Raw genomic sequence first — 21,667 nt, 5'->3', positions numbered from 1 at the left:
GCGGTCAGGTGGCCATCAGTCGGGCCAGGGCGGGATAGAGGAAGAGCAGCAGGAAGGCGATCGACAGCAGCGCCACCGGGGCGGTGAGCTTCTCGCTGGCGGTGTTGGCCGCCGCCTCTTCGTCGGCCAGCAGCTGGACGCGCAGGGACTGCGCACGGGCCCGGAGCGTCGGGGCGATCGACGCGCCCTCCTGGGCGGCAACCGCCGCGATGTCGGCGACGTCGGCCAGCTCCCCGACACCAGAATCCGCGGCCAGCCGGCGCAACCCCTCCCACGGTGGGTCGCCTGCGAGCCGGGCCGTGACCAACGCGTCGCTGATGCGGCCGAACACCCAGCCGTCGCCGATCGCGGCGGCACGCTCCAGAGCCATGGTGGGGCCCTCGCTGGCGTCCCGGCGGAGGCTGACCAGGTCGAGGTAGGAGCAGAGCGCCCGGCGCATCTGGCCGCGCGCCTCGGCGGCCTGGTCCCGCACGACCAGGTCGACGACGAGGAACAGGCCAACGGCCAGCGCTAGCGATCCGGCCACCGGAACCACGACCGGCAGGTGGACGCCGACGATGCCGAGGACGGCCGTGAGCAGCGGCACAAACGCCGCGCCGAACAGAGCCATGCCGATCTTGCGGACGGCGTACCCCGCCGGCGTCCAGCCGATCAGCGCCAACGCCGATCCCGGCGCCTGCAGACCGGTCGTGGGCAGCCGAGCGGCGGCCCACGACCCGGTCCGTCCTGCCGCCTGCGCCCAGCGGTCTCCCACCTCCCCGACAGGTCGCACGGAACCGATCGGGGCGCGCCCGTCCAACCGGGCCAGCGCGTCGGACAGCCGCGGCTGCTCGATCACGAGCGCGGTCCGTAGCAGCAGGAACAGCCCCAGCCCGACGGCTGCGCCGCAACCGATGAGGAGTACCTGCGCCGCGCTCACCGGGCCGGCACCTCCTCCGGGTCCCGTGCCGCCCCGCCGCGCGTCGTCGGGTCGACGAGGAAGCGGACCGTCGGCGCCGCCGCCGTGAGCCGGCGCATCCACAGCAGGCAACCGACCATCAAGGCGGCGATGACGGCCAGCACCAGCTGCCCGAGCGCGGTGCCGTAGGGAGCCAGGTAGTCCCCGTTCAGGGCGGCCAGCCCGGCGGCGGCGACGGTGATGAGCAACAGCCAGCGCGCGTTGGCCCGGGGCTTGGCGCGGTCGGCCTCCACCTTGCGGCGCATGGTGACCTCCTCGGTGAGGCTGTGCGCCAGCTCGGTCAGCACCCGGGCCAGCCCCGGACCGCGCAGCTCCGCACCGAGCAGCAGGGCGGCGACCACCAGATCACCGGCGGCGTCGTCCAGGTCGTCGGCGAAGGCCAGCAGCGCACGGGACGTGGACCAGCGCGCCTGCAGCCGGGCAGCCAACGTCGCGACCTCGACCTGGATCGGCTCCGGTGCGGTTCGCGCCGAGCGGATCAGCGTCTGCTCCAGCCCTCCGCCGGCGGCCAGGACATCGGAGGTGCGCCGCACCCACTCCTGCAACGCCTCGAGCCGCTCCACCGCCGCATTCCCGGCGGAGAACTGCGTCAGCAGCCACGGCACCCCGACTACCGCGAGCCCGGCCAGGACCCCGCCGACCGGCCACCCCGAAGCCAGCCACACGACAGCGGCCGCTGCTGCACCCGCCGCCCACAGCGCTCGCTGCCGGCGCGTCGTAGGCCCGTCGGCCCACGCCGCCGGGCGGCGTCGGCGAGGAGGCCGCGCCGGCCGCTTATCGGCGGTGAGCGCATGCGCGGCGAGGAGGGGGCCACCGACCACCAGCGCGCCGCACACGCCGGCCAGCAGCACCACGCCGGTCACCGCCGTCCCCCGGTGGCGCTTGCCCAGTGCTCCTGGCCGGGGCGGAGCCAGCCGGGATCGAAGCCGACCCGCACGTAGTCGGCCAGGTCGACCGGATCGTGCGCGGGCGTCGCCCGCCCATCCGGCCCGGCGGCGAAGACCTCCGTGACCGCCGGTCGCCCGCCCTCCCCCATGCCGTTGCACTCCACGACCTGGCTGACGAAGCGGTGCCGCTGCCCGCCGATCCACCGCTCGTCAACCGTGGTGATGTGCACGATGAGGTCGATCGCCGAGGCGCAGGACCGGTAGGCGTGCTCGGGGGTGACCGAGCCCCGGCCGCGCATGCACAGGTTGGCCAGTCGTTCGAAGGCGTGGTGGGCCGACCGGGCGTGCAGGGTGCAGGCCGAACCACCCTCGCCGGCCTCCATGACCTCGATCAGCGGCCAGGCCTCCTCGCCGCGGACCTCGCCCAGCCACACCCGGCTGACGTTCATCACCAGGGCGTGCTCGACGAGTTCGGTCAGGGTCACCTCCCCGAGGCGACGTCCGTCCGGGCCGCGCTCGCCGGTGCCCTCGCGCGCCTCGAACGGCACCACCCGAGGGTGGCGGTCGGGCAGCTCGTGCAGCAGCAGTTCGAAGTGCTTCTCGATCGTGGCCAGGTTCTCCTCGATCGGGAGTTCGTTGGCCAGCGCCCGCAGCAGCAGGGTCTTGCCGGCGCCCTGTCCGCCGGTGACCACGATGTTCTTCCGGGCCCGCACCGCAGCGCGCAGGAACTCGGCCAGCGGCTGGTCGATCGCGCGCAGCCCCACCATGTCGTCGAGGTCGACGTCGCGGATCCGGTGCCGCCGGATCACAAGCTGCGGGCGGGGCACGGTCTCGATCACCGCGGCCAGCCGGGAGCCGTCAGGGAGGCGCATGGTCAGCAGCGGGCTGGCCGTGGTCAGCGTGCGCTCGGCGCGGCCCAGCCGGGCGGCGATGTGCTGCAGCTGCCGGACCAGGTCCTCGTCGGAGTCGGCGATCGCGTCGACGCGGACGTCGCGGCCGTCGGCGTAGCCGATCCACACGTTGTCGAAGCCGTGCGCCTCGATGTTCTCGACCTGCGCATCGTCGACGTAGGGCTGCAGCCGGCCCAGCCCGAACTGGGCGGCGAACACGGCCTCGGCGATCGCCAGCTCCTCGTCCGGGGACGGCACCGCCTGCCCCGCGCGCATGCGCTCTCGGACCAGCGCGTCCATGCCGTCCTGGATGAGCGTGCGAGCCAGCTCCTGCTCCGCGGCCGAACCCAGGGAAGGACGTCGCTTGAGCTCCTCGGCGAGCGCGGTCGCCGTCGTCTCGTGCAGTCGGCGCACCAACGGCCAGTCGACCTGCGGCCTGACGGCGGGCAGGGACCGCCCCAGGTCGAGCTGCTCAGCGGACATGCTCGTGTCCGATCGGGTGCACCGGTGCGGGGACCTGGGCCGGCGGGCTGAGTATGGCCTCGTGCCGGGCGGCGAACTCTGCGACGCGGGCGGCGACCTCCCGCGCCCCTCTCAGCAGCGCCGATTGGTGGAAGGAGCGACCGGCCGGTACGCCGTCGCTGAGCACCGACGCTGCCTTGTCGTCGCGGGGCAGCGCGCCGAGGACCGGGATGCCGAGAGCGTCGCCGATCTCGCGCTCGCCGTAGGGCTCCCCTGCTGCGACGACGACCGCGGCGAGCGCACAGACACCCGCCCCCGATGCTGACTCGGCCTTCAACGCGGCGACCGCGTGGGTCGCGGCGCGCACGGCGCGCAGCGACGACCGGGACACGACGATCACGGCGGCCGCCCGCCGGACGGCGTCCCGGGGGAAGTGCTCGGCGCCGAGCCGGCCGCAGTCGGCCAGCGCGTCCGTCGTGCCGCCGTCGATCGCGGCGAGCGCCCCGGCCAGGCGGTGCCAGTCCACGTGCCGCGCGCCGATGGGGTCGGTCAGACCGGGCAGCAGCCGCACCCGCGCGCCGGCGTCCAGTTGCAGCAGGTGCGCCTCCAGGTGCCGTGCCGGTCCGCCACGCCGCGCCGCCAGCTCCAGCTCGGCCAGCCCGCCTGCGGAGACTTCGCCGCGGCCGTAGCCGGCCAGGACGTCGCCGCCGGCCGGATCGAGCTCGGCGAGCACCGTGCGGCGGGGCCAGGACAGGGCGAGGGCGAGCGCGGCGGTGGTCACGCCGGGGGCTCCCTTGGCCGAGGTCATCGCGATCAGCACGGTGGGTCGCCTACTCCCCTGCGACCACGACGAGAGCGACCAGCCCGGCGGCTGCGCGGGCTGCCACGTCTGGGCCGTCGGCTTCGTCGACGAGGACGTCGACGACACGCCGCCCGTCCGTGCCCGGCTCCCCTGCGCGGACGACGGTGGCCGCCACGGTGACCGAAGAAGCGGTGGGTGCCGCCTGACCTTCGGTCGGCAGAGGCACCAGCAGCACGTCGTCCCCCGGTCGCAGCGGCGTGCCCGGAAGCTGCACGGCCGGCAGTCCGATGCCGACGAGTTGTTGACCGGGCGGAGGAAGCCGCTGATCGGTGGTCGCGTCGCGGGTGAGGAGTGTTCCGGGTAGGAGGTCTGCTGTTGCTGTTCGGCCGATGACCCGCTCGCGGTCGGTGTACGGGACCGGGGACAGGGCCGGGTCGGCGGCGATGCGTGCCTCCACGAGATCGGCAGCGGTGATCGTCTGCCCCCAGGCGACCGGCTGAGCGACGGCGATCACCGACGTCGTCTGGCCGAGCGAGGTGGCGAGGTAGGCGGCACCGAGTGCACCGAGCACGACCATGGCGACCGCCAGGGCCAGCAGGGCGGGGCGCCGGCGGCGTCGTGGTGGCGGGAGCACCGGAGCCTGGGGCAGTGGTGGGGGCACCCAGCCGTTGCCCTCGACGACGTCGTCGGTGGGGGCTGTCCGCATCCTGGCCATCAGCGCTCCTCGGCCTGGTTGAGCACGTGGAGCTCGCCGACGAAGAGCTCGCCGGTCGAGGACAGCTGCACCGTTTCGGTGCCGGTGCGACCTCCACCGGACCAGGTGACCGTCCACGTGGTCGTAGCGGTGATCGGCCACGGTCCGCCGCCGGGCACGTGGTTGGCCGATGCGCGGTCATAGGTGTGGCCGCAGTCCGGGGAGGGGCCGTCGGCACCCGGGGAGTGAGGCGTTCCGAGGCCGCAGGTGACGGTGGTCCCGTCGCCCATGTCCCAGGCGATGCGGGAGACCACGCCGGTCGCTTCGACGGCGACCGGCCCTTCGGTAGCGGAGCGCGTGATGGGTCCGGAGACGTTCTCCGCGCGATCGGTCCACATCCACATCGGGAGGCCGACCAGTCCGCTGGCCGACGCCTGCGGGGGTGCGGTGCGCAGTAGCGGCGGCTGCAGTTGCATGGCGGCGATGGCGCGCTGTGCGAGGACCTCGGGGTCGATGACTGCGGCCGGTGGCCCGCGACGCCAGGCGATCCCGGTGGCCGTGGAACCGAGCGAGCCGCCGTCCGCCGCACCGCAGTTGGCGATGTAGAGGGCACCGCCGTCCCCTGGCGTATGCCCTTCCCACAGCGGCGAGCCGGGAGGGGGTTGGGGGTCCATCAGCTTGAGGTAGCAGCCGCTGGATGACTCATACCAGCCAAGGTTGTCCTGGTAGCAGGGCACCGCAGCACCGTTCGACGAGGTGCACTCGGACGGTGCCGGCGCCGCAGCCCGGGCGGGGACGGTGGAGGGCGAACTGGGCACGGCCGGCCGGATGTCCTCGATGTAGCAGAAGCCGGAGGGCAGGCAGATCTCCTGGGGCGCGGCGGTGGCGACCGCGGCCGGGACCTGGAGGAGGACGGTCGCCAGGACGCCGGCGGCCGCACGCGCCCAGGAATGGGTCAGCACGTCTCGTCCTGCACGTCGACGGTGGCGACCAACCAGCGGTCCTCGGGTGGCGGGTAGAAGACAACCGTGGCAACGGCGACGTGCGGCGGTCGATCGACGCTCACGACGTCACCAGTGGCCTTGACCGTGGCCGGGAAGTCTCGGGTGTCGACGCAGTCCTGGATCGTGACTGTGCGGAGGGTTCCGTCTGTGCCACCAGCAAGGTCGACAGCGAAGACGTCGGGCGTGTGGATCACCTCGCCGGTGTGGGCGATACCGCGATCCCGGAGAGCCGAGATCTCGAGCAGCTCGGCGGACCGATAGGGGTCTGCGGTCAGCTGCGCGTAGGCCGGCAGCCAGTCCTGCGTCGGGTCGCGGCGCGCATCCTGGACCAGCCGAGTCACATCCCGGTAGACGGCCATCGCCGCGTCGGCGGCCGCCGCCTCGTCAGGGTTCATCGACGGGCCCGAGCTGGTGGACGCCGCACTGGTCTCGGAGGCCGATGCCTGGGGCGAGGTCTGCTCCGTGGCTTCCCCGTCCGTTCCGCATGCGGCGAGTGCCAGCACCGACGCGAGAGCGACGATGCGGCCCCGTACCCCATCGACCGCCCGCGAAGCGGTGCCGTGCAGCGCGGCCGGCGAGCTCGCCGGTCCAGTCTCCAGGACCGCGCCGAGGCCAGCCGCCATCGCACAACGCGACTCTGACCTGCGGATCACGGGCGCCTCCCGGACGAGGTTGCGGGAAATTACCACCAAAGACCGTCAGAAGGGAAAGCCCCAGATCTCCAGTAATCCTCCGGTCAACCTCCAGTTGACGCCAAGGGCGCGTGGTCACGGCGCGCGCGACGGATCGCGGCCTGGACGCGGGACTCGTCCACACCCAGCAATCCGGCCACGGCATGGACGGCGTCCGCCGTCGGCTCGGTACCGGGCCTGCCGTCCTCCAGTCGCACGTACGTCATGACGGACACCCCCGGTGCGCCCATCTCGTTCGTCGCCAGGCCGGCCGCCAGCCGGAGCGCCGCCAGCGGTGGATCGTCGGGATCGACGTCGAGCAGGTGCAGCGGATCGATTCCCACCGCGGCGGCCAGTCGGGGCACGAAGCGGGGCCGCGGACGCTCCAGGCCTAGCTCCCACACGCGGACTCTTGCGGGGCTCGACAGCTCGAGGCGTTCGGCGAGGTCGTCCCGGCTCAATCCCGCGGACTCCCGGGCGGCCTGCAGGCGATCGCCTCGAAGCAGCGGCCGCGCCACGGCAGCCCCCCATCACTCGTTCGGTGGACACCCGTTCGTGGCGTAGGACCCTAGCGCTCACCGTCCGCCTCGGTCGCACGACACCTCATCGTCCGGCGCGGGGTACGCGGCCGACGAGCGTTCGAGCGCCAGGGCTGACCTTTGAGCAACCGTGGCGGCGGAGGGGGTCCGGTCCCCTGACGGCTTTCCATTCACTGGAGAACGTCTCCAGGCTTACAGCGGGCTGCGCAAGCCTCCTGGCACAGGGCTGGGAAGGCCCGGAGGACGGCCGGACCATTACCCCGGAGCTCCCGCGCGGCAGCCGAGGGCGCCTGCACCGTCGTGGCAGAGCATCGAGACGAGGTCTCAGCGACTGCAGGAAGACCGGGTTGGTCTTCGTAGCGCCCAGGGGTTGGCCGATCCGGCGGAACAACGTTTCCGCACGGGTTCGGCCACCTCATCGGGCGGTGGCCGTCGCTGGCGCCCGGCTTCCGAGGGGCCGTGACGGGTCACTCGCTCAGTGCGGTCACGAAAGTGAGCAGCGCCGCGTAGAGGGTGAGGCCGGTGAGGAACCAGCCGAAGCTGGACCTGCGGGTCGAGGGCAGCTCTTCCTTGAAGACGTTGAGCAGGATGGAGCCGCCCAGCAGAGCGGTGAGCAGCGCGACGACGAGGGTGCTGGACGGCGCGAACAGTGCCGCGACGGCCCAGCCGCCCAGGAGGGCAGCGGCCAGTGCCAGGCGTCCGCGGGCGGTGAACCGGGTCGGGTAGTGCTCCTCCAGGCCGCGGTCGGTGAGCACGAAGTGCAGGCCCATGGCGATGGTGAACAGGACTGCAAAGGCGATTCCGGTGCGGAGCCGGAGCGCCATCGTGTACGTGATCAGGGCGTTGTAGACCATGAACGAGGAGAGGTGGAGCAGGTACACGCCGCGGCTGGGCTCCGTCCCCGGATCGCGGTCGTCCTTCGTCGCCGTGCCGCCCTCCGGCGAGCCGGCGCCACCGCTGCTCCGTGAGACGGCGTGGACGGGCGCTGCGCGGTGCTGGCGATCGGCCAGTCGTTCCAGCCCGTAGAAGACGGTGAAGCCGAACAGCGCCACGAGGAAGATGCCGAGGTCCATCAGCGGTGTGGGCCGCACGACGTCGGACAGCGCCTCTCCGATGGCTTCGTTGCCCTCGGCGATCTCGGGCAGGAGGTGCAGGAACACGTAGGCCACGGCGAGCCCACCGGCGAAGGAGCCGGTGGCCCGTTCCGGGACGAGGGGGAGCTTGCGGATCCGCGGGGCTGCCAGGTGCAGCGCGGCGAGTGCCAGGGCGATCAGGAAGGCGCCGATCACGCTCTGCCCGGTGGTCAGCTCGACGTCCACAGCACATCCGTCCTGAGTCGCAGGTCGCGCGGCCGACGTCGCCGCCCACGCCCCCGGTGGAGCGCCACACGGACAACGGGTCCACCGGCAGGCGCCCCACTCATGCCCGGGCAACCGCCGACTACTCCCGCTCCAGCACGGACGGCCTCTGATCAGCGTGCCGGCATGCATGGCGGCGCACTGTGCGTGCTGCGGCTGATCCGTTCGTCCCGCCGAGTGCAGGGCCCGCTACCGGGTACCGGTCGCGGATGGCACTTGACGAGGACACTTTCCACCCCGGTCAGATGGTTCCCCGCAGCGGGATTTACCGCTGTTCGGAGGGACACGGCGACCATGCCTACGAGTCCACCGACGTCAAGGGGCACCGCTTCCCGCCGCTGCCGGACGGGTGCCGTGGAGAGGGCTGGCGGCTGGAGCGGGCGGCCGATCACCACTGAGGCCCAGCCAGCCGCCTCTCGTCGTCACGAGGCTGGGCCGACACCCCGCCGGCTCAGTGCCCACCCCTCAGTTGTCAGACCGGGTGGTGCGTGCTCCGCCGGGCGATGCACGCACGAGCCTCCACCCGTCGGCCGCTCAGTTCAGAGACGACTGCATGCGTACCCCGTCCCTCACAGCGGGGCCTGCCGGTCGCCAGTCGGGCGCACGGAGGGGCCTGGATGGCCTGAGAGGGTCATGCTTGGACATGGCCTAGCTGAGTAGCAGCACATCGGCGCACGACCGCCTCGCCGCGTCACTTGCGGGACCGGCGCATGGCCGGGATGAAGCGGGGGGTCGTCGCGGCGTATGACGGGTAATCCGGAAAGCGAGTGCTCATGAGGCGCTCCTCCCATCGTGCCTTGGCGGCCAGGAGCAGCGTGAGTGCGACCGCCGGAGCAACCCGACGACGGCCTGCGGTCAGGAGTCGACCGGCGCCCAAGAGGAGTAGGCCGCTGTAGATCGGATGCCGCACTCGCCCGAACATTCCATCGCGCCGAAGCTGCGCTTGCGTTGAAGGCAGCGGAGAGGGAGTGAGCGCCGGTCCCAAGCCGGCCGCGGCCACCCCTGCTATGACGAGTCCCGCCCCACTCATGACGCGACCGATCCACCGGAGGGTCCGTGGGTGGGGAGGCGGGCGGACGGGCCACGCGAGCCCAGTGAGCAGAATCGCTTGGGCGCTGACCGCCGCGACTGCCGTGCACGGTTGATGCCTTGAACGCTGGTCCATCGTCGACCCCTCCCCTCAGCCGCTCATCCCACCTCACGAGTCGGCGCGTGGCGAACCGGTCCCCCCAACGACGACCGGTCTCGAAACCGGTGCCGCGAAACATCCACCGGCTCGACAGGGAACCTCTCGAGACCCGGCTACCTGTTCGCCCTGAAGAGGGCTCGCGGTTCCGCCCACAGGCATACCCATGGACACGCACCGGTCAGCCCACGGCGAGGTTCGTATCGCGGAGGCGCTGAGCCGCCGCAAGGCCGGTTGCCGATACCCCCCGGGGTATGTACGGTAGTGCCGTGGACATCCCCCAGGGCGAACTCGCCGACGTCGTCAAGCGCCTTAAGCGCATCGAGGGCCAGATCGGCGGCATCGTCCGCATGATCGAGGACGGCCGGGACTGCTCCGCCGTCGTCACCCAGCTCGCCGCCGCCTCCAAGGCGCTGAACAAGGCTGGCTTCGCCGTCGTCTCCACCGGGATGCGCTTCTGCTCGACCAACGAGGACAGCGAGACCCGCGAGATCGACCTGCGCGAGCTCGAGCGCCTCTTCCTCTCCCTCGCCTGACCAATCTTTCTTGGAGTCACGATGACCCAGCAGATTCCCCAGCTCACTCCAGCTCAGGCCGCCGACCGCACCGAGGCGGTTCTGCTCGACGTGCGGGAGGCCGCCGAACTGGCCGAGGGCCGGATCGCCGGCAGCACCCACATCCCGCTGGGCCAGCTGCCCGCCCGCGTCTTCGAGCTCGACCGGGCCCGCCCAGTCATCACTGATTGCCGTAGCGGCGGGCGCAGCTCCCAGGCCGCGAAGTTCCTGGCAGGCCAGGGCTACGACGTCGCCAACCTCGACGGGGGCATGACGCAGTGGATCGCCGAGGGTCGCCCCACCGCCTGACGTCGTCTCCTATTTGCCACGCAGATACCCCTGCCCCGTACCGTACTGAGGAGCCTTCCGTGCAGATCGACATCATCGAGACCACCGGCCTCGGCGACCGCAGCTACCTGATCAGCGACGGCGGGATCGGCGTCGTGATCGACCCCCAGCGCGACATCGACCGCGTGCTGGCCCTGGCCGAGAAGCGGGCCGTCCGCATCGCGCTGGTCCTGGAGACCCACCTGCACAACGACTACCTGACCGGTGGCCTCGAGCTCTCCGGCCGCGTGGGCGCCGACTACGTCGTCCCGGCCGGTGACACCGTCGCCTACGACCGGGTGCCGGCCGCCGACGGGGACGTCCTCGATGCCGGCCCGATGCGGCTGCGCGTGCTGCACACTCCCGGGCACACGCACCACCACGTCAGCTACGTCGTCGCGGACGCCGACGGTCAGGTGCAGGCCGTGTTCACCGGCGGTTCCATGCTGTACGGCGCCACCGGCCGCACCGACCTGGTCGGTCCGGAGCACACCGATGAGCTCACCCACGCCCAGTACCACTCGGTGCGCCGGCTCGTCGACGAGCTGCCCGCCGGCACTCCGGTCTTCCCCAGCCACGGCTTCGGCTCGTTCTGTGCGGCCACCCCGACCAGCGGCGACTCCTCCACCGTCGGCGAGCAGGCCAAGGTCAACCCGGCCCTGACCCGGGACGAGCAGACCTTCGTCGACGAGCTGATCGCCGGCCTGACGGCGATTCCTGCTTGGTACAGCCACATGGGGCCGGGCAACGCCGCCGGCCCGGCGCCCGTGGACCTCTCCGCGCCGCGACAGGTCGACCCCGCCGAGCTGGCCGGACGGCTGGCCGCCGGCGAGTGGGTGATCGACCTGCGTACCCGCACCGCGTTCGCCGCCGGCCACCTGCCCGGGGCCCTGAACTTCGAGCTGGCCATCGCCAACTTCGTCACCTACGTCGGCTGGCTCATCCCATGGGGCGGACCGATCACCCTGATCGGCGAGACCGAGCAGCAGGTCGCCGAGGCCCGCCGCGAGCTCGTCCGCATCGGCATCGACCGGCTCGCGGGTGCTGCGATCGGCAGCCCCGAGGCCCTGGCCGCCGGCCGCGAGCTTGCCTCCTACCCGGTCAGCGACTTCTCCGGCTTGGCCGCGGCGCTGGGTTCTGACCCGAACCTTGTCGTCCTCGACGCGCGCCGCGACGACGAGCGCGCCGGAGGCGGCGTGCGCGGCTCCCGGCACATCCCGATCCACGACCTGCCCGGCCGCCTCGACGAGGTTCCCGACGGCGACGTGTGGGTGTACTGCGGCTCGGGCTACCGCGCCTCCATCGCCGCCTCGATGCTCGCTCGCGCAGGCCGCCGGCCCGTGCTGGTCAACGGCGGCTACGGCGATCCCGACGTCGGTGCGGCCGCCGTGGGTCTGCACGACGACTCCGCCGCTCGCTGACTCGGCGGCCGTCGCCGGCCGCCACCCACTCCCCTTCTGACGAAAGCGACTCATCCGTGACCACGACGGCGACCAGCCGCCAGCCCGACTCCGTATCCACGTCATTCCGCCCTGGCCCGCTCGGCCGGCTTGGGGTCTGGGTCACCGCCCACGCCAGGACGACGACCGTCGTCTGGCTGCTGCTCATCGTCGGCCTGGGCTTCTTCGCCCCCCGCGTCGAGGCCGCACTGTCCGGAGCCGGCTGGCAGGCCGACGGCTCCGAATCCGTCGCCGCCCGCGAACTCGCCGTCGACCACTTCGGCGGCAACGCCAGCTCGGCCATCCAGGTCGTCGTCCACAGCTCCGACGGCCCGGTGACCGAGGGCGCCGGGGCGGACGTCCTCGCCCGCGCCACCGAGCTCCTCGCCGGCGAGGATCGCATCGGCGAGGTCCTCCAGCCGCAACCCGGCGCGACACTCAGCCCGGACGGCAGCACCGCCGTCCTGCTCGCGGGCGCAGGCGCCGACACGAACGAGATGGTCCGGGCCGCCGACGACCTCAAGGGACCTCTGGAGGCGATGTCCACCGGGTCGGTGGAGGTCAACCCGACCGGCGCTTCGCTGCTGTGGTCGGACTTCAACGAGGCCAACCTCGACGCGATGCTCAAGTCGGAGATGCTGTCCTGGCCGGTGACCCTGGGCATCCTGGTGCTGGCCTTCGGCGCGCTGGTCGCCGCCGGGCTGCCCCTGCTGCTCACGCTCGCCGGACTGGTCGCCTCCGCGGGCTCGCTGGTCCTGATCAACGAGCTCGTGCCGGTCTCCATCTGGGCCATGAACTTCGCGATGATGTTCGCCCTGGCCCTCGGGATCGACTACGCGCTCTTCCTCGTGGTCCGCTACCGCGCGGCACGGATGGGCGCGGGCGCACCACCGGTGCGCGCGATCGCCGAGACCATGGACACCGCCGGCAAGGCCGTCCTGCTCTCCGGCGCGACGGTGCTCGTCTCCTTGTCGGCGGTGATGCTGGTCCCCTCGCCGTCGTTCCGGTCGATGGCCGGCGGCATCATGCTCGCCGTCGTCTTCGTCCTGGCCGCCACCCTGACGCTGCTCCCCCTGGTCCTGTTCAAGCTGGACCTGAAGATCAACCGGATCGCGCTTCCCTGGGTCCGCGCCGGAGAGCACCGCTCCCCGCGCTTCGCCGCGTGGGGTGAGCGCCTGTGGAAGCGACCGATGGTCTACGGCATCGGCTCGCTGCTCGTCCTGCTCGCCCTCGCCGCCCCGATCATCGGACTGAAGACGGCGATGCCCTCGATCAAGGTGCTCCCGGAGGACGCCAGCGCCCGGATCGGCTACGACCAGGTGCAGGAGGCCTTCGGCGAGGGGGCGCCCGGGACCCTGCAGGTCGTCGTGGACACCGCTGACGCCCCGACCGCTGCCGCCGTCCTCGGGGATGACCCCGCCGTCGCGGGTGTGATGCCCCCCATGCCGGCGTCGGACGGCACCGATCTGGCGATGATCCAGGCCGTCCCCACCGTGGACCCCTCGGACCCCGAGCTGTCCACGCTGGTCGACCGGCTGCGCGCCGACCTCCCCGACTCCGCCCTGGTCGGCGGCGCGCCGGTGGAGAACCTCGACCTCAAGACGCAACTGGACGAGTCCACGCCCCTGGTCATCGGGGTCGTTCTCGTGCTGGGCTTCCTGCTCCTGCTGGTCGCACTGCAGGCGCCGTTGATCTCGCTGCTGGGCACCCTGGCCAGCCTGCTGTCCACCGCCGCCGCGTTCGGCGTCGCCCGCCTGGTCTTCCAGGAGGGCATCGGGGCTGGCTTCTTCGGCTTCGAGAGCCAGGGCTTCCTCGACGCCTGGGCCCCGGTGTTCTTCTTCGCGATGATCTTCGCCATCGCCATGGACTACACGGTCTTCCTCCTGGCCAGCGCCAAGGAGCACTACGAGCGGACCGGTGACCCGCGAGAGGCGATGATCGGCGCCCTTGCACACTCCGGCCGGGTCATCTTCGCTGCAGGCGCCGTCATGGTCGCGGTGTTCTTCACCTTCGCCCTGTCCGGCCCCTTGCCGCCCAAGGAGATGGGGATCATCCTCGGCGTCGCGGTCCTGCTCGACGCCTTCCTCGTCCGACTCGTGCTGCTGCCGGTGATGCTCCGGCTCACCGGCGCAGCCGCCTGGTGGAGCCCGGCATGGCTCACCCGGGTCCTGCCGAACATCCGCTTCGCCCACGACTGATCCGGTGGCCGACGGCCGCCCCACTCACCGACAACGAGGAGATCCACCATGTGCCGAGCAGCCACCTGCAAGACCTGCGGCAGGACCACCTGGGCCGGATGCGGCCAACACGTCGACCAGGTCATGGCCGGCATCCCCAGCGCCGAGCGCTGCCCGGGCCACCCTCGCCCCGAGCGGTCCGGCGGCTGGCTGAGCAGGTTGATCGGGCGCTGACTCCACCCGCCTCCGCGCTCACCCACCGGGCGCAGTGCAGGTCTGTCCCTGACGGGCTGGGCGGTCTCCGGACCGTCCAGCCCGTTCCGCATGTCCTGCCACTCGGGCGGTCCGGTGCCCACGCCCTCGAACCTCGTCCGCGCAGCCCCCTGCGGCACGCCCTCGCCGAGGCAACGAGATGGTCGGGAGGGAGTCGGCTGACTGGTACCCCCACCGTCAGACCTGGGCCGTTCGACAGGTATGCCCGGGACCGCTCCTGCCAGGCCTGTTGCACTCGTCGGCGCCTTCTGCCTATTCTCGATCTGTGTACTGGGGATTTGCACCGGGTCGGCCCGCGTTCTGCGTGTGCCTTCTCGCGGTGACCCCGCTTTCGGTCGACGACCGGCTCTGTCCGGGCGGCACGCACTCCCGCTGAGGAAGCCACCCAGCGGCCTACCGCGCCCGCCCGCACTGCCCTGAAGGATTCTCGTTGACCCAGATCGCCGCGCCCCTGCCCTCACCCGCGCCGCTGCAGCCCGGCCTCACCGCGGAGCCGGCCTTGACGACCACGCCGGTTGCGAACACCCCCGTTCCGGCCGGCGAGTCACGCTGGCGGCGCCTTGTCGCTGCCGTCGCCGACACGCATCGGGCAGCCGTCCCCTTCTGACGACACGCGCTCCGCCGCGGCGAGGAGCCGCAGACTCACACAGCAGCGGGGGTGCTGGGGGCCGAGGTCGCTTCGCGCGCCAGAGAGCGTCCGGTGCGCCGATACCAGGCGGCGAACAGGGCGACGAGCAGCAGCAGGTCAGCGACGTGGCCCCCGTAGTACATGACCTGGGCCGCAGCCTCCACCTCCGCAGCGTCGTGCCCTCCGCCCACCGGGAGCACAGGAGCACGGGAGTACAGCAGCTTGGCCAGGAAGGCATGCAGGCCGCCGGCGACGACGACGACGGCCAGGCGTACCGCCATGCCTGGTCGGCGCGGAGCGGGATCGGGGCCGGCCACCGCCCAGGCGAACAGGTACCCGGCCAGCAGGAAGTGCAGGTGCACCAAGTGGTGCACCACCTCCGAGCGCGCGCTGAGGGCGTACAGCGGCGTCAGGTAGAGCAGGTACAGCCCGCCGACGCTCAGCACGGCGGCGGTGGCCACGTGGGACAGCGCGTGCAGCGCCCGGGATCGCAGCAGCACGGCCACCGGGCGCCGAGCGGACACGGGCAGCCCGGCGAGCAGCAGGGTCACCGGGGCGCCCAGCACCAGTGCGATCGGCGCGAACATCCCCAGCAACAGGTGCTGCGCCATGTGCCCGCCGGCCGTGCCGGCGTCGACCGCTGGAGACAGCGCGGCGCTGATCAGGCCGGTACCCAGCAGGAAGCTCGCCGTCCGTCCGCGGCTCCAACCGCGTCCGCTCCCCCGCAGCCGGACGACGCCGGCCAGGTAGCCGGCGGCGAGCACGGCGGCGACCAGCACTGGCAGGAGCCACGTGGCGGCGGCCGCGCCTATCCCATGCGAGCCGCCGTGGGCGAGCACGGCGAGGGCTCCACTCGGCGTGCTCACCGCCGATCGGCCCCGGCCGGCCCCTCGTCCCGGGACCGCCACAGCATGATCGCGCCCACCGCCAGCAGCACCAGCGCAACGCCGTTCCAGGCCAGGTCGTACGGCAGCACATCAACCCCGTAGCGGATCTCGTGGAGGTCCAGGAGCTTGTGGTCGACGATCCCGTCGAACAGATGGAAGATGCCCAGGCCGAGCACGAAGCCGCCCCACGCCGAACGCCGCGCCAGCGTTCCGCGGCGGCGCAGGTCGGCGAACCAGAAGAATCCGGCGACCAGCAGCACGAGGTAGGCCGTCTGCAGCAATCCGTCCGACAGCAGGCTGATGTCAGGGGTGGACCGGTCGTAGAAGTGGTGCCAGCTCAGGATCTGGTGGAACACGATTTCATCGGCGGCGGCCATGATGGCGATGCCGAGCATGGTGCCGGTCCACACCGATCGGCGGCGGTCCGCCGCGACTTGTCGCGGGGCGGTGTCCGTCATACCCGTCCTCCTGCGTCAGTGGCTGGTCAGCCCACGCCGGGACTGCAGGGAGGGCTGGATCCACCGCTCCGCAATCAGCCCGGTCGTGACCGAGTAGATGGCCTTGTGCAGGATGTCGACGACGTGCTCGTTGCGGGGCCAGACCATCGGCGGGGCCCCCACCCCGGTGGTGTTCTCCAGCGTCTGGTCGGTCGACAGCCGCACGATGGTGTGCGCCGCGTGCGCCTGCGGGCCACGAAGCCCGACCGCAGCCCACACACCGCGCAAGGCCCCCAGCACGGCCCCGGTCCCGTAGTGCATCGCCCAGTTCCAGCCCGTCGGACGGTCGGCGTCGGTCGGATGGCGGCCCAGCAGCGTGAGCAGCGTCCGGGCGGGGATGTAGGAGTTCGGCCGGTGGGTGACGGCCTGTTCCAGCTTCTCAGCCGCCGTCATCACAGCCACCCCGAGCACGCCCGCGGCCGCGCCGCGGCCTGCTGCCGAAAGCAGTGCTCGGGCACGACTCGACTCGCTAGCAGTCACCATGGGGCTTCCTCCTGATCGGTCATCGCGGTCTTAGCCCCTCGGCGCGGATCTACACCGTCGTCAGGGACGCCGTCCGTACACGAGCGTGTCCACCGCGGTGCGGGAGTCGGTTGCCCGGTCGATGCGCTCGAGGCGCGATGCTCCAGCTCGCGACCGCTCCGCGCAGCAGCTCGCGGTGGTGGAGCACTCGGGTTCCTGCGGGCCACCGATGCCGCGGGCCAGGTTCTGCCCGGTCGTGCCCGAGGACCAGCAGGTGCCGGCCGGGCGGACGACGTCGGCCACCGTGCGAGGACGTCGACCAGCTGGGGGGTGACGTCCCGCTGAGTGGTGGATGTAGTCCTCACCGTGTTGGTCAGCGGTGTGGTGACTATGACGCGATCAGTGCCGGTTGCGCCACCTCCTTGGTCGGGTTCGGGTGGTTGAGCACGGCCATGGAGCCCTCGGAGAGGTAGCGGCGGTCGGAGACCTGCCATTCGTCGTGCGCCTCGACCAGCACCGCGCCGGCCAGCCGCAGCAGTGCCTCGGGGTTGGGGAAAACGCCCACGACGTCGGTGCGGCGCTTGATCTCCTTATTCAGCCGTTCCAGGGGATTGGTCGACCAGATCTTCTTCCAGTGCGCGACCGGGAATCCAGCGAAGGCCAACAGGTCCTCCTCGGCCTCGCGCAGCATCGCCTCGACCTTCGGGAACTGGCGGCCGAGCATGCCGGCGATGACGTCGAGCTGGGAGTGCACGTGTTCGGCGTCGGGCTGGGCGAAGATCGTGCGGATGGCGGCGGCGACCATCTCGCTGTTGCCGCGCGGCACCTGAGCGAGCACGTTGCGCATGAAGTGCACCCGGCAGCGCTGCCAACTGGCGCCGAGCAGGACCGCGCTGATGGCGGCCTTCAACCCGGCGTGGGCGTCGGAGATGACCAGCTGCGTGCCGGTCAGCCCGCGGGCCTTCAGTGAGCGCAGGAACGCTGTCCAGAAGGCGCCGTCCTCGGAGTCGCCGACGGCGAAGCCGAGCACCTCCCGGTGTCCGTCGGCGGCCACCCCGGTGGCGATCACGACGGCCTGGGAGACCACCCGCCGGTTGACTCGCGCCTTGCAGTAGGTCGCGTCGAGGAACACGTAGGGGAAGGCCTGATCGGCCAGCGAGCGGTCGGCGAAGGCGGCCACCTCCTCATCGAGGTCGGCGCAGATCCGGCTGACTTCGCTCTTGCTGATCCCGGTGTCCGCGCCGAGCGCCTTGACCAGGTCATCGACCTTCCGAGTCGAGACGCCGTGCAGGTAGGCCTCCATGACCACCGCGAACAGCGCCTGGTCGATCCGCCGACGCCGCTCCAGCAGCGATGGGAAGAACGAGCCGGCGCGCAGCTTCGGGATCCGCAACTCCAGATCCCCGGCCGTCGTCGACAGGGTTCTCGGGCGGGAGCCGTTGCGCTGCGCGGTCCGGGCCTCGGTGCGCTCGTGCGGGGCGGCACCGATCACCGCGGTGAGCTCGGCCTCAATCAAGGCCTGGTAGATCGTGGTCGCTGCCGACCGGATCCGGTCATCGACATCGGCGGCCTTCAGTGCATCGAGCACCTCGAGCAGGGCAGACTGGTCCAGGGCCATCGTGTGCTGTGTCCTTCCGCGAGAACCATTGGCGTGGTCTCGCTGACCATCACACGATGGCCCCTCGCACGTGATCACCCACGCGGTCGTGGCCTGGACTTACACCACCAGCGGGGACGTCACCAGCTGGGGGCGCGGAAGGTGCAGGTCCAGCACCAGGTCGAACTCCGCGGAGCCCAGATCGGCGGTCAGCACTTCCTCGACCCGCCACGTGAAGCGCCCCCTGGCGGCGCGCTCTCCTGCTCCCGCGCGAGCCGACGGCCGAGAAGCCGATCGCATCGACGCCCCCATCCCGCACCGGCCAGCCACAGCACCACCACGTTCCGGCAGCGCGTCGATGGGAATCACCTCGACCTGCACCGTGACTCGACCTGCGGATTGCACCTGTCCGGACAATTGGTGTAGACATGACCGTACACGTTCCGATGTGACGCGCACCCCCACGTCGGAGCCGGATCAGGAGACTTCTCGGCGGCACGGCAGGGAGCTTCATGACGGTCGATTCGGCGTCAGGCAGAAACGGAGCGGGGCGCCTGACGCGCACGCCGGGAATGCCGCTGTGGCATCAACTGCTCACCGACCTGCGCGCTCGGCTGGACCGCGGGGACTTCGCCGGCAGCTTCCCCGGCGAACTGGACCTGGTCGAGCAGTACGGCGTGAGCCGGCACACCGTCCGCGAAGCGCTCCGCCACCTACGGGCCGAGGGCGTGCTGAAGGTCTCCCGCGGCCGACGCGCACGCGTGGCAACGCCCGACACGGTGATCGAACAGCCGACGGGGATCGTCTACTCGCTCTTCGCGTCCGTCGAGGACACCGGGCTCGAGCAGCTGTCCGAGGTCCGCGCCCTCGACATCCGGGCCGACGGCGTCATCGCGCCGCGGCTCGGCCTCGAGGAGTCCACCCCACTGCTGTACCTGGAGCGACTTCGCCTGGCCGGCGGATCGCCGCTCGCGCTGGACCGTGTATGGCTGCCGGCCTCGGTGGGCGAACCCTCTGCTCGGGGTCGACTTCCGCCACACCAGCCTCTACGACCAACTCCTGGCGACGACGGGCATCCCGGTCACCGCCGGCGAGGAGACGGTGCGCGCGATCATCCCCACCCCGGCCGAGCACCGGACACTGCACCTGCAGCCACCGTCGGCTGCGTTCGCCGTCGAGCGGGTCGGCATCAGTTCCGGCGTGCCCATCGAGTGGCGGCACACCGTGATCCGCGCCGACCGCTTTGCGCTCACCAGCGCGCTGACATCCGCCCACGGGACACCCGGCGGGCACGGAAGCCTGATGTTGACGCCTACGTACAGCTGACCTCCGCACCGGAAAGGACGCCGGACATGACAACTGCGAACCATCAGGACCGGCTCCCCGACGTCGACGCGCAGCGGGCCGAGGAGATGCTCGACCGCGGCGAGGCGCTACTCCTCGACGTCCGTGAGCCGCAGGAGTGGGCCGCAGGCCACGCCCCTCGAGCCCAGCACGTGCCGCTGGGCGAGCTGCGGCCCGAGTCCATCCCCGCCGGCCGGCCGGCCATCGCGGTCTGTCGGTCCGGCAACCGTTCGGAGACGGCCGCCGATCTGCTGGCCGCCTCCGGGGTGCCCGTGCACAACCTCGCCGGCGGGATGAAGGGGTGGGCCGAGGCCGGTCTGCCGGTGGTCACCGACAGCGGGCAGCCGGGCACGGTCGCGTGATCGCCGCCACGGCGATCGGGCTGGGACTGCTGATCGGGCTCAGCCTCGGCGCCCTCGGCGGCGGAGGCTCCATCCTGGCCGTGCCCGTGCTCGTCTACGTCATCGGGCAGGATGCCCGCACGGCCACGACCAGCAGCCTGTTCATCGTCGGCATCGCCGCCGTCACCGGGGCCCTCGGGCACGTGCGCAGCGGGCGGGTGCGATGGGGCGTCGGCCTCGCCTTCGGGATCGTCGGCGTCGCCGCCAGCCTCGCCGGCACCGCGGCCAACCGCCTCGTCGACGCGGACGTACTGCTGCTCGTGTTCGCCGGGGTCATCCTCCTGGCCGCTGCCGGGATGCTGGCCCAGAGCCGCAGCTCCACGAACTCCCCTCCGGAACGGCGGCTCGTGCACTCCGGCGTCGGCGCCGTCGAGGCCGCGCCGCGCGCGGGGGCCGAGGCCGAGCCCGAGGCCGCATCATCCGTCACCGGGGGCAGGCACACGAGTCGGCGGTGGACCGGCGCACAGGCCGGAAAAATCGTTGCCACCGGCCTGCTGGTCGGCTTCATGACGGGCTTCTTCGGCGTCGGCGGCGGCTTCGTCGTCGTGCCGGCCCTGGTCCTCGCCCTGCGCATGCCCATGCAGCAGGCGGTCGCCACGTCGCTGATGATCATCGCCCTCAACTCGGCCAGCTCCCTGCTGGCGCGAACCGGGTCCGCAGACTTCGACTGGTCCGTGATCGTGCCCTTCACGTTGGCGGCGGTCGCCGGCTCGCTGGCCGGAAAGAAGGTCGCCGACCGCCTGTCGGGTACCACCCTCACCCAGGCCTTCGCCGTGCTCCTCATCGCTGTCGCCGTCTACACGGGTACCGACAGCATCCTGGGCCTGGCCGGCTGATCGACCTGTCAGCGGTTGAACCCTTCCGGCGGCACTTCGGCTGGGGACCGAGTCGGATGGGCTCGCTTCTGCTCCGCCGTCAATGTTCACCGTGGCAGGGCGACCGGACGACCTGACCTACGACCCGGCGATCCCCCGGGAGAGGCGGTGGAGGCGGGTAGCAGTCAGTGGGCGCCGAGCCCGTCCAGCAGGACCGCGACGAGGGTGCCTGTGGCGTCGTCGACCCCAATTCTGCCGCCGGCAATGAGGTGCGACAGCCCAGTGACAGTCACAGCACCGAAGATCATCAGGGCGGCGGCGTCGGCGTCGGCGACCTGCGCAAGAGAGCCGTCAGTGGCGCCTTGGTGCAAGAGTTCGACCACGGGAGCGTGGTAGGCCGCCCGGATCGCGGCGGCCAGCGCAGGCACCCGACCGGCCCGGCCCAACTCTCCGGTCAGCGCGCGACAGACCGCCGGCTGCTCGGCCATCACCGCGAGTTGGGCACGAACGACGCCGACGAGCCTGTCGCGGGCGCTGCCCTCCCCCATCGCCGCGATGGCGACCTGATCCGCAATGTGACGGAGGACGTCCTGGAACAGGAACGCCAGGATCTCCTCCTTACCACTGAAGTAGTAGTAGAGGGTCGCCTTCGGCACGCCTGTGGCGGCCGCGACATCCTCGATCTTCGTGCTCTCGACACCCCGGTCGGCGAACAGCTCGGCGGCCGCAGGCAGCCGGGCGGCGATCTGGACCGGCACCGCACGCATTGACACTCCTCCCGATCTGCTGTTTAGACTGCGAGTACAAACTCCCGA

Annotated in this window: 22 protein-coding genes and 1 pseudogene; 8 read left to right on the top strand and 15 right to left on the bottom strand. The window is 71.7% G+C overall.

All coding sequences use genetic code 11. The annotated features are described in order from the left end of the window. Positions 1-4: 4 nt before the first annotated feature. The 9 genes from JKP76_RS14465 to JKP76_RS14425 form a co-directional block, all read right to left on the bottom strand. Positions 5-919, bottom strand: coding sequence for a type II secretion system F family protein (locus JKP76_RS14465; RefSeq protein WP_040339416.1), 915 nt, complete (start codon positions 917-919; stop codon positions 5-7). Continuing rightward, positions 916-1,821, bottom strand: coding sequence for a type II secretion system F family protein (locus tag JKP76_RS14460; protein ID WP_200491653.1), 906 nt, complete (start codon positions 1,819-1,821; stop codon positions 916-918). The genes JKP76_RS14465 and JKP76_RS14460 overlap by 4 nt, the downstream gene beginning before the upstream one ends. Beyond that, on the bottom strand, positions 1,818-3,218 hold the full coding sequence (locus tag JKP76_RS14455; RefSeq protein WP_040339418.1) for a CpaF family protein: 1,401 nt from the start codon (positions 3,216-3,218) through the stop codon (positions 1,818-1,820). Before JKP76_RS14455 ends, JKP76_RS14460 begins: the two co-directional genes overlap by 4 nt. After that, entirely contained in the window at positions 3,208-4,005 is a 798-nt protein-coding gene (locus JKP76_RS14450; RefSeq protein WP_207147024.1) for a hypothetical protein, read from the bottom strand. The genes JKP76_RS14455 and JKP76_RS14450 overlap by 11 nt, the downstream gene beginning before the upstream one ends. Positions 4,006-4,027: 22 nt before the next feature. After that, the gene (locus JKP76_RS14445) at positions 4,028-4,714 is read right to left on the bottom strand and encodes an SAF domain-containing protein (RefSeq protein WP_224499416.1); all 687 of its coding nucleotides are present in this window, start codon (positions 4,712-4,714) and stop codon (positions 4,028-4,030) included. Beyond that, entirely contained in the window at positions 4,714-5,655 is a 942-nt protein-coding gene (locus JKP76_RS14440; RefSeq protein WP_051515983.1) for a hypothetical protein, read from the bottom strand. Before JKP76_RS14440 ends, JKP76_RS14445 begins: the two co-directional genes overlap by 1 nt. Continuing rightward, a complete protein-coding gene (locus JKP76_RS14435; protein WP_040339419.1) occupies positions 5,649-6,320 on the bottom strand; it encodes a hypothetical protein in 672 nt (223 codons plus the stop codon). The genes JKP76_RS14440 and JKP76_RS14435 overlap by 7 nt, the downstream gene beginning before the upstream one ends. A gap of 113 nt (positions 6,321-6,433) precedes the next feature. Next, the gene (locus JKP76_RS14430; RefSeq protein WP_040339420.1) at positions 6,434-6,886 is read right to left on the bottom strand and encodes a helix-turn-helix transcriptional regulator; all 453 of its coding nucleotides are present in this window, start codon (positions 6,884-6,886) and stop codon (positions 6,434-6,436) included. Positions 6,887-7,374: 488 nt separating this feature from the next. After that, the gene (locus JKP76_RS14425; protein ID WP_051515984.1) at positions 7,375-8,226 is read right to left on the bottom strand and encodes a hypothetical protein; all 852 of its coding nucleotides are present in this window, start codon (positions 8,224-8,226) and stop codon (positions 7,375-7,377) included. Positions 8,227-9,720: 1,494 nt separating this feature from the next. Here JKP76_RS14425 and JKP76_RS14415 point away from each other — a divergent pair. From JKP76_RS14415 to JKP76_RS14400, 4 genes are read left to right on the top strand one after another with little or no spacing between them, the layout of a single operon-like run. Continuing rightward, a complete protein-coding gene (locus tag JKP76_RS14415; protein WP_224499415.1) occupies positions 9,721-9,987 on the top strand; it encodes a metal-sensitive transcriptional regulator in 267 nt (88 codons plus the stop codon). A gap of 21 nt (positions 9,988-10,008) precedes the next feature. After that, positions 10,009-10,314 carry a rhodanese-like domain-containing protein gene (locus JKP76_RS14410; RefSeq protein ID WP_040339423.1) on the top strand — a complete coding sequence of 102 codons (306 nt, stop codon included), beginning with the start codon at positions 10,009-10,011 and terminating at the stop codon, positions 10,312-10,314. Positions 10,315-10,373: 59 nt separating this feature from the next. Continuing rightward, on the top strand, positions 10,374-11,753 hold the full coding sequence (locus JKP76_RS14405; protein ID WP_200491651.1) for an MBL fold metallo-hydrolase: 1,380 nt from the start codon (positions 10,374-10,376) through the stop codon (positions 11,751-11,753). Positions 11,754-11,809: 56 nt separating this feature from the next. Continuing rightward, positions 11,810-13,969: an MMPL family transporter gene (locus JKP76_RS14400; RefSeq protein WP_200491650.1), complete on the top strand. Its 2,160-nt coding sequence runs from the start codon at positions 11,810-11,812 to the stop codon at positions 13,967-13,969. Between the two features lie 894 nt (positions 13,970-14,863). On the opposite strand, the gene JKP76_RS14395 is transcribed toward JKP76_RS14400, so the two are convergent. The 5 genes from JKP76_RS14395 to JKP76_RS14375 all read right to left on the bottom strand — a co-directional run bounded on the left by JKP76_RS14395 (position 14,864) and on the right by JKP76_RS14375 (position 18,313). After that, a complete protein-coding gene (locus tag JKP76_RS14395) occupies positions 14,864-15,715 on the bottom strand; it encodes a cytochrome c oxidase assembly protein (protein WP_200491649.1) in 852 nt (283 codons plus the stop codon). Beyond that, the gene (locus JKP76_RS14390; RefSeq protein WP_200491648.1) at positions 15,712-16,194 is read right to left on the bottom strand and encodes a DUF2243 domain-containing protein; all 483 of its coding nucleotides are present in this window, start codon (positions 16,192-16,194) and stop codon (positions 15,712-15,714) included. The genes JKP76_RS14395 and JKP76_RS14390 overlap by 4 nt, the downstream gene beginning before the upstream one ends. A gap of 15 nt (positions 16,195-16,209) precedes the next feature. Then, positions 16,210-16,626, bottom strand: a complete 417-nt coding sequence (locus JKP76_RS14385; protein WP_200491647.1) for a hypothetical protein — start codon at positions 16,624-16,626, stop codon at positions 16,210-16,212. Between the two features lie 150 nt (positions 16,627-16,776). Beyond that, the gene (locus tag JKP76_RS14380; RefSeq protein ID WP_200491646.1) at positions 16,777-16,998 is read right to left on the bottom strand and encodes a hypothetical protein; all 222 of its coding nucleotides are present in this window, start codon (positions 16,996-16,998) and stop codon (positions 16,777-16,779) included. A gap of 85 nt (positions 16,999-17,083) precedes the next feature. After that, the gene (locus tag JKP76_RS14375) at positions 17,084-18,313 is read right to left on the bottom strand and encodes an IS256 family transposase (RefSeq protein ID WP_200491645.1); all 1,230 of its coding nucleotides are present in this window, start codon (positions 18,311-18,313) and stop codon (positions 17,084-17,086) included. Positions 18,314-18,804: 491 nt separating this feature from the next. Between JKP76_RS14375 and JKP76_RS24145 the strand changes: the two are divergent. The 4 genes and pseudogenes from JKP76_RS24145 to JKP76_RS14365 all read left to right on the top strand — a co-directional run. After that, positions 18,805-19,242, top strand: a pseudogene (locus JKP76_RS24145) (GntR family transcriptional regulator); the annotation flags it as partial. 31 nt (positions 19,243-19,273) lie between these two features. Beyond that, entirely contained in the window at positions 19,274-19,618 is a 345-nt protein-coding gene (locus JKP76_RS21215) for a UTRA domain-containing protein (protein WP_309232996.1), read from the top strand. Between the two features lie 26 nt (positions 19,619-19,644). Further along, positions 19,645-19,998, top strand: coding sequence for a rhodanese-like domain-containing protein (locus JKP76_RS21210; protein WP_200493006.1), 354 nt, complete (start codon positions 19,645-19,647; stop codon positions 19,996-19,998). After that, positions 19,995-20,873 carry a sulfite exporter TauE/SafE family protein gene (locus JKP76_RS14365; protein WP_200491643.1) on the top strand — a complete coding sequence of 293 codons (879 nt, stop codon included), beginning with the start codon at positions 19,995-19,997 and terminating at the stop codon, positions 20,871-20,873. Before JKP76_RS21210 ends, JKP76_RS14365 begins: the two co-directional genes overlap by 4 nt. A gap of 164 nt (positions 20,874-21,037) precedes the next feature. On the opposite strand, the gene JKP76_RS14360 is transcribed toward JKP76_RS14365, so the two are convergent. Next, a complete protein-coding gene (locus tag JKP76_RS14360; RefSeq protein ID WP_040339429.1) occupies positions 21,038-21,619 on the bottom strand; it encodes a TetR/AcrR family transcriptional regulator in 582 nt (193 codons plus the stop codon). Positions 21,620-21,667: the final 48 nt, after the last annotated feature.

This window comes from Blastococcus sp. TML/C7B (genome assembly GCF_016612845.1).
Classification (GTDB): Bacteria; Actinomycetota; Actinomycetes; order Mycobacteriales; family Geodermatophilaceae; genus Blastococcus.
Note: the sequence above shows the minus strand (reverse complement) of the source record. Positions and strands in the feature narration are given on the sequence as shown.

What these genes read in the sequence shown, in the direction of transcription:
- JKP76_RS21210 (WP_200493006.1), top strand. Translation starts at nt 19,645, where the DNA reads ATGACAACTGCGAACCATCAGGACCGGCTCCCCGACGTCGACGCGCAG.
- JKP76_RS14410 (WP_040339423.1), top strand. Translation starts at nt 10,009, where the DNA reads ATGACCCAGCAGATTCCCCAGCTCACTCCAGCTCAGGCCGCCGACCGC.
- JKP76_RS14455 (WP_040339418.1), bottom strand. Translation starts at nt 3,218, where the DNA reads ATGTCCGCTGAGCAGCTCGACCTGGGGCGGTCCCTGCCCGCCGTCAGG.
- JKP76_RS14450 (WP_207147024.1), bottom strand. Translation starts at nt 4,005, where the DNA reads ATGACCTCGGCCAAGGGAGCCCCCGGCGTGACCACCGCCGCGCTCGCC.
- JKP76_RS14445 (WP_224499416.1), bottom strand. Translation starts at nt 4,714, where the DNA reads ATGGCCAGGATGCGGACAGCCCCCACCGACGACGTCGTCGAGGGCAAC.
- JKP76_RS14375 (WP_200491645.1), bottom strand. Translation starts at nt 18,313, where the DNA reads ATGGCCCTGGACCAGTCTGCCCTGCTCGAGGTGCTCGATGCACTGAAG.
- JKP76_RS14360 (WP_040339429.1), bottom strand. Translation starts at nt 21,619, where the DNA reads ATGCGTGCGGTGCCGGTCCAGATCGCCGCCCGGCTGCCTGCGGCCGCC.
- JKP76_RS14390 (WP_200491648.1), bottom strand. Translation starts at nt 16,194, where the DNA reads ATGACGGACACCGCCCCGCGACAAGTCGCGGCGGACCGCCGCCGATCG.
- JKP76_RS14435 (WP_040339419.1), bottom strand. Translation starts at nt 6,320, where the DNA reads ATGGCGGCTGGCCTCGGCGCGGTCCTGGAGACTGGACCGGCGAGCTCG.
- JKP76_RS14385 (WP_200491647.1), bottom strand. Translation starts at nt 16,626, where the DNA reads ATGACGGCGGCTGAGAAGCTGGAACAGGCCGTCACCCACCGGCCGAAC.